Origin of the sequence: Pseudomonas sp. SED1, assembly GCF_034044025.1 — a bacterium.
In the GTDB taxonomy this organism is placed as follows: domain Bacteria; phylum Pseudomonadota; class Gammaproteobacteria; order Pseudomonadales; family Pseudomonadaceae; genus Aquipseudomonas.
Genome location: NZ_JAXCIS010000031.1, coordinates 22,476 through 29,656 on the forward strand (window position 1 = coordinate 22,476; position 7,181 = coordinate 29,656).

General features: G+C 63.3%; 5 protein-coding genes. 1 reads left to right on the forward strand and 4 read right to left on the reverse strand.

Annotated features, from left to right (window positions below; genetic code table 11):
* The first annotated feature begins 103 nt into the window (after positions 1-103).
* Positions 104-1,843: a dipeptidase gene (locus SNL23_RS04020; protein WP_318301676.1), complete on the forward strand. Its 1,740-nt coding sequence runs from the start codon at positions 104-106 to the stop codon at positions 1,841-1,843.
* Between the two features lie 34 nt (positions 1,844-1,877).
* Here the strand turns inward: SNL23_RS04020 and SNL23_RS04025 are convergent, their stop codons facing one another.
* The 4 genes from SNL23_RS04025 to SNL23_RS04040 all read right to left on the reverse strand — a co-directional run bounded on the left by SNL23_RS04025 (position 1,878) and on the right by SNL23_RS04040 (position 6,970).
* Positions 1,878-3,617 carry an ABC transporter ATP-binding protein gene (locus SNL23_RS04025; RefSeq protein ID WP_318301677.1) on the reverse strand — a complete coding sequence of 580 codons (1,740 nt, stop codon included), beginning with the start codon at positions 3,615-3,617 and terminating at the stop codon, positions 1,878-1,880.
* Positions 3,611-5,404, reverse strand: coding sequence for an ABC transporter ATP-binding protein (locus SNL23_RS04030; RefSeq protein WP_318301678.1), 1,794 nt, complete (start codon positions 5,402-5,404; stop codon positions 3,611-3,613). Before SNL23_RS04030 ends, SNL23_RS04025 begins: the two co-directional genes overlap by 7 nt.
* Positions 5,405-5,494: 90 nt before the next feature.
* Positions 5,495-6,451 (reverse strand): FecR domain-containing protein, encoded by a 957-nt coding sequence (locus SNL23_RS04035; protein ID WP_318301679.1) that lies wholly within the window; start codon positions 6,449-6,451, stop codon positions 5,495-5,497.
* 9 nt (positions 6,452-6,460) lie between these two features.
* Entirely contained in the window at positions 6,461-6,970 is a 510-nt protein-coding gene (locus SNL23_RS04040; protein WP_076016398.1) for a sigma-70 family RNA polymerase sigma factor, read from the reverse strand.
* Positions 6,971-7,181 lie beyond the last annotated feature (211 nt).

A 7,181-nucleotide genomic window follows, 5' to 3' on the forward strand; every position in this document is an offset into this window, starting at 1 on the left:
AGCACTCCCCTCCCCCAGCCTCCCGATGGTAGTGTGTGAAATTGTTTCTGACCTTATGATCAGACATTTCTCACTCACTCCCTGCAAAGGAATGCCCTCAGCAATGGATTTTTCCCTCAAACAACTGGCCGTAGCCACCCTGATGGCCGCCAGCCTTTCGGTGTTCACCACCCAAGCTCAAGCCAACCTCACCCCGAAACAGAATGCGATCATCCTGAAGACCTTCAGCGACGCTTCGGTCAAGGATTTCAGGCAGTTTCTCGGTAGCCTGGCCAAGAGTGACGTGGCCAAGAGCGACAACCTCGGCCCGGCTATCAGCGCGTTCCTCGACAACAAGGGCCTGACCGCCGACCAGCAGAACGAAATCCATCGCCTGCTCGGCCTGTATGCGCGAGTGAAGTACGGCGCTGCCGCCACTGAAACCCTGCGCGAACTGGTGGAGATCCCGACGTTCCAGGTGGCCGGCGTGGCCCAGCACGACAACCCCGAGTTCATCAAGATCGCCGCCAGGATCAAGAGTCTGGCCGAGTCGTTCAACCTGAACTTCCGCAATATCGATAACCGTGTCTATGAGATCTCCCTGGAAGGCAGCGGCGATGAAGTCGTCGGCATTCATGCTCACGCCGACGTGGTACCGGTAACCCCGGAAAACTGGGTGCTCAAGGACGGCACCAAGCTCGATCCGTTCAAGGTCACGCTGATCGGCGACCGCATGTATGGCCGCGGCACCGAGGATGACAAGAACGGCATCGTGGTGGCGATGTACGCGATGAAGGTGATCAAGGAAGAGAAGCTGCCGCTGGCACGCAATTTCAAGCTGCTGGTGGACACCACCGAGGAAACCTCCGGCGACGCGATCCCGTACTACTTCGAACACAACCCAACGCCCAACTACAACCTGGCGCTGGATGGCGGCTACCCGGTGGTGATCGCCGAGAAAGGCTACGGCACGGTCATGGCCAAGTTCCCCAAGCGCAAGGCTGAAGGCAAAGGCGCAGAAATCATCTCGATGACCGGCGGCAAGGCCACCAACCAGATTCCGTCGGCGTCGGTGATGACACTGTTGAGCGAAAAGCCCGCCGAACTGGCCGCCAGCCTGCAAAAGGCCGGTAGCGAATACGCCAAAAACAATGGCGGCGACTTCGAAGTGGCAGCCAAGGTCGACGGCAAGGACGTCAAGCTGACCGTCACTGGCGTGTCCGCTCACTCCTCCGAGCCAGAATCCGGTGTGAACCCGGTGGCCCGCATGCTCGACTTCCTCAACAGCCTCGACGGCAAGGTGGCGCTCAAGCACAACCAGTTCACCGATGCCGCGCGTTATGCCGCCACCAACTGGGGCCTGGATTACCTGGGCGGCAAACTGGGTGTGGGCTTCTCCGATGCGTTCATGGGGCCGCTGACCACGTCGCTGACCTATGTCGGTGAGGATGACGGTACCTTCAAGCTGGCAGTCAACCTGCGTGTGCCTAAGGGCAAGTCGCCGGAAGCGCTCAAGGCTGAAATCGCCGACAAGCTGGCAGCCTGGACCAAACAGAACCACGTGGCCGTGAGCTTCGACTACTCGATCGCCGAGCCGATGTACCGCAACCCTGAAGGCGAGTGGGTCAAGGCGCTGTTGGCCGTGGCCAGCGAGAACCTGGGCATGGAGCACAAGTACGGGACTTCGGCCGGCGCCACCTCGGTGCATGAGTTACCGAATGGCGTGCAGTTCGGCCTGGCACGGCCAGAGGTCAAGTACACCGGCCATACCGACAACGAGTTCAAGACCGTCGACCAGTTCCTGCTGGACCTGCAGATCGTCACTGAAATGATGGGCCGCATCGGGCAACTGCCGAAGCTCTGACCTGCTCTTCGGACCCGCCTTCCTGGCGGGTCCACTAGGCGATACGCCACCCCTTCGACGCCCGCCGTTGCGCCAGGAACCGGGCATAACGCCCCTGCCGAGCCGTCAGTTGTTCTGGCGTGCCGTGCTCTACGATCCGGCCCTCATCAAGCACCACGATCTGGTCGGCCATCACCACCGTCGACAACTGATGCGCGATCACGATCAACGTGCACTTGCCGCGCAAGCGTGCCAGGGTTTCGGCGATGACCGCCTGGTTCTCGGCGTCCAGTGCAGCAGTGGCTTCATCCACCAGCAGGATCGGCGCGCCCTTGATCAACGCACGGGCGATCGCGATACGCTGGCGCTCGCCGCCGGACAGGCGTGCCCCGCCCTCGCCGACACTGGTCGACAGCCCCATGGGCAAACGCTCGATAATCGACTGCACACCGGCCTGCCGCGCGGCCTCCAGCACTTGCACATCGCTGGCGTCAGGCTTGCCCAGGCGAATGTTGTCGGCGACGCTGCCCTGAAACAGGTAGGTGTCCTGGAAGATCTGGCTGATCCGCGCGTTAAGCTGCTCGCCAGACATCTGTCGCACATCCACGCCACCGATACACACATGGCCTTGGCTGACCTCGAAAAACCGCGCAACCAGTCTCAGCAGCGTGGTCTTGCCCGAGCCGGAAGCGCCCACCAGCGCGGTCATGCTGCCGGGTTCAATTCGCAGGTTCACGCCACGCAGCACGTCCCGAGGACCACCCGGGTGACGAAAACTCACGTCGCACAATTCCACTGAGGCATCCCGTGGGGATTGCGGGGCGCTCGGCTCTTTCAGCGGCGATGCGGCCAGGATCTCGCGCACCGCCTCAAGTTGCATCCCGGCGCCGCGCAAGGTCTCGCCATAACCGGCCACCTCCAGCAGGGGGTCAATGAAGCGGCTGACCAGCAACAGCGACACCATCACCGCGATCACCGAGCCTACGTGCAAGGGATTACCCAGGTACGCGTCGAGCCACAATGCGGCGGCGATCAACAAGGCGGCGAACACCACCTGCACCATCCACGTATTCAGCAACACCGAGGTTGCGGACAACAGGATCAGGCGAGCCCCTGTCGCGTGTTGCTGCTCAATCGCCCGTTGCAGGAACACCGAGCTACCGCCGCCACTGAACGCACGCAACACCGACTGCGACTGGGCGAACTCCAGCATGCGCTGGCTGGTGTCAGCCGAGCTGCGTTGGAACGCCCGGTCAGCACGCCGGCCAAGCCGTGCGCTGAGCCAGAATGCGGCACCGAGAATCGGCAACGCCAACAAGGCGATCAGGCCCATTTTCCAGTGCAGCACGAACAGCGCCAGCACCAGCACCAACGGCGTCACCACGCCGCTGAGCACCGGGGTAAATACATGGGCCGGCAGTTGGGCCACGGTCATCATGCCCTGGGTCACCACCTGGTTGAGCCGCGCGGTGTTATCCGGGGTAAACCAGCCGACAGGCAGCCCGGCCACGTGGTCGCCGATCCGCTGGCGACCGCCTTGCAGCACCGCCACGCCCAACGCGACGCCGGCCTTTTCAACTTCCCGTCGCGTCGCCCAACACGTCGCCACCGCCGCCAGGAATACCACCAGCCACAGCGCTGCTTCGGCAAGATCACCGTTGAGCATATCGGTCAGTACCGGCACCAGCGCAGCGATGGTCAGCCCACAGAGCGCGCCGTAGAACACCACGTTTCTCACATAGCGATGCAAGACTGGCCCGTCGTCGCCCAACAGTTCGATAAAGGTTTTCAGCATGTCGGCAGCGCCTGTTCGCGGGTCTGTTTGTAGCCGCCCGACGCCCACAGGCGCGCGTAGCGGCCTTCCTGCGCGATCAGTCGAGGATGGTTGCCCTGTTCAACGATGCGGCCGTTTTCCAGCACGATGATGTGGTCGGCGTGCATCACGGTGTCGAGGCGATGGGCGATCACCAACAGCGTGCGCCCCTGGGCAAAGCGCGACAGCGCGTCCTGAATCGCCACCTCGTTCCCGGCATCGGCGGCGGCCGTGGGCTCATCCAGCACCAGCACCGGCGGCGCCAGCAATACCGCGCGGGCGATGCTGATGCGCTGCTGCTCGCCACCGGACAACTGCGCATCCTCGCCGATCACCGAGGCGTAGCCCCGTGGCAAGCCGATGATGCACTCATGGATATTCGCCGCCCGTGCGGCCGCCTCGATTTCCTTGCGACTGGCGCTGGGCCGGCCGAGGGCGATGTTTTCGGCAACGCTGGCGTGGACCAGGCGTACCTCTTGCAGCACAAACCCGATCAGGTTGTAGAGCTGCGAAGTCTCGACCTGCCGCAGGTCGACGCCGCCCAGGGTGATACGCCCTTCGGTCGGATCGAAAAAGCGCAGCAGCAGGCGCGCCAGGGTCGACTTGCCCGAGCCCGAAGCGCCGACGATGGCGGTGACGGTACCGGGCTTGAGGGTGAAGCTGATGTTCGACAGTACCGGGTTCTGTGGGTCGTAGGCATACCCGAGGTTTTCCACGCGCACCTCGGCGTCCTTGGGCAAGCGTTCGGAGCCCGGCTCCGCCTGCGCCAGTACCGGCGTCGCCAGCAGCGCCTGTACACGCTCGGCGGCGCCAACGGCGTTGTTCAGGTCGTGAGTGATGTAACTCAGCAGCATCAGCGGCGCGCAAATACCCGGCGCGACAATGGCGAACGGCAGTACCTCCACGGCGCTGATCCAGCCCAGACTGATAAACACCAGGCCGAACGTCAGCACGGTTGCGAGCACCGTCACCGGGGCGATCATTGCGTTGGCGTTGGCCATCGTCCCCACCAGCGGCCGGGTGAACTCAACGAAGGCTTCGCTGAAATCATCCACCGCCTTGCGGTAGCCCGCGTGGGCCTTGCCGATGGCACCGAAAGCCTTGACCACCGGAATGCCGTTGACGAACTCGACGACTGCGTTATTGACCCGGGTCATGCGTTCGACAAAGGACTGCATCGCACTGCCGCTGGCTTTCATCGCACGATTGAAGAACAGGAAGAACCCCGGAAACGGCAACAGCGATACCAGCGCCATGCGCCAATCAACCGTGAACAGGTAGACCGCCGACAGCAGCACGGCCCCGGCGCAACGCCCCACGCTGGTATAGAAGTGCGCAGTCAGGCTGTGCAGGGTGCCAATATCGTCTTGCATCGCCTGCTTGACCTCGCCCGACGCCCGCTCGGTGAACCAGCCCAGCGGCACCTGGCTCAGTCGCTGAGCGATTGCCAGGCGCAGGTGACGAGTGAGGTGGTTGTCGGCCAGGTGCGCGACCGTCTCTGCAACCGTCATCAACAGCAAGCCCACGAACAGGCTCGCCAGGCTGACACTGATGGTCAACCACAGCTCGACCGATGCCTGGGCCATCGACGGCCCGCCGAGGGCGATCCTGGCGATATGCACAACGCCCCCCAGCGGCACCAACGTCAGCATACTGCCCGCACCGGCCAGCAGTGCCGCAGCGATCAGTCGCCCGCGCACCGGCCGCAACACGTGCGAGACCGCGCCCCGCCCCCTGGGTTTGGCCGCAGCCACATCCTTGTTACTCATGAAGTCTCCCTGACCGATTGAGCCTTTGCTCGCCCTTACCTTATCTTCCGAACGAGCAGCCAAAACCCTCAATCAAATCTCAAGGTTTTTTCAGGCAGGGGCACTTACCGTCACCCAATAGCGGGTGCGCTTCACCACTTGTATCGGCAACGCGGCGGCCAGATTGTCCAGGGCCAGGTCGGTGTTTTCCAGATGCAACACGCCGCTGACCCGCAGCATCGCCACCTCCGGCGCACAGCGCAGTACACCGGGGCGGTAGCGCGCCAGTTCGGTGATCAGCTCGTCGAGCCGGGTGCCATCGGCCATCAACAGCCCCTTGACCCAAGCGATGCTGCGGTCTGTCACTGCCGCAGTCGATTGCGCCTTGTCCCTGGAAACCGTGGCACCCTGCCCCGCTTCCACTCTCGCGACTGCGCCATGCTCAGGCTGCACCTGCACGGCACCCTCAAGCACTGCCAACTGGCAGCTGTCGTCGCACTGTCGCAGGCTGAAGCGCGTGCCCAGCGCCTGAAACAGGCCCTGGTGACTCTGCACCCGAAACGGCCGGGATGAAGGCGCAGTGGTGATGAAGACCTCACCGGCCCGCAGCAGCACCAGGCGTTGGTGGTCGTCGAATTGCACGTCAATCGCCGAGGCCGAGCCCAACACCAGGCGAGTGCCGTCGGGCAATACGACTTCGCGAATTTCGCCAGTGCGGGTGCTATGGCCGGCACTCGCCAGTTGCCAGGCGTCGGTGCGGCGCACGCCGTAGGTGAGGCCACCGGCTGCGACCAACAGGCCGAGCAGGCGCAGGGTGCTGCGGCGATTGAGGGAGTCGGGGGCTTCGGGTTCGGCCAGGCTGTGCTTGGCTACTGCGGCAGGGACGCTGTTGAGTTTTTGCTCGAAGCCCAGCAGGCGTGTCCAGGCCAGCTCGTGATGGGGGTGTTCGGCGCGCCAGCGCAGGCAGTTGGCGTGGTCTTCGGCGCTGGCGTCATCGGCCCATAGACGTGCCATCCAGGCGGTGGCGCGCTCGATGATAACGGGGGCGATTGGCTGTTCGGTCGACATCGCTGTGGGTCAGCCGTGCAGGGTTTGGTAGCAGGCCAGCAGGCCGGCGGCGATGTATTTTTCCACCGATGAGACGGAGACTTGCAGCTCGGCAGCGATCTCGCGGTAGCTCAGGCCATCGAGTTTGCACAGCAACAGGGCCTGGCGTGCCTTGGGTGGCAGGCTGTGCAGGGCGGCGTCGATTTCGATCAGGGCCTCGATGGCCAGGGCGCGGGTTTCTTCATCGGCCGCGCAGGGTTCGGGCAAGAGGGTCAGGGCTTGCAGGTAAGCGGTTTCGATCTGGCGACGGCGGTAGAGGTCGATGACCAGGCCGTTGGCGATTTGGGTCAGGTGGCGGCGGGATTCGCCGGTGGGCGGGAGTTGGCCCTTACGCATGAGTTGCAGGTAGACGTCGTGGGCCAGGTCGGCGGCATCGAATGCGTTGCCCAATTTGCGCCGTAGCACGGTGCGCAGCCAGCTGTTGTGGTCGACGTATAGAGTTTCAACCTGGCGTTGAAAGGCGAACTGTCCGATGTTCACAAACCTCTCCTTTTACCCAATGGGCCCGAGGGGATTGGGTTTTTGGTAATGGTTTGCAAGACTATCGGCTCTGGGGCGTGGGTGCAATGTGGGGGGCGCTGGGCGGGGTGATGTGTGCATATCCATTGTTTAGGTAACGGCGGCTATTGGGGCGCCTAAGATCAAAAGCAGATCAAGAGCACAGCGGCCTCCCGGCCGGCTTGAGTGTTGT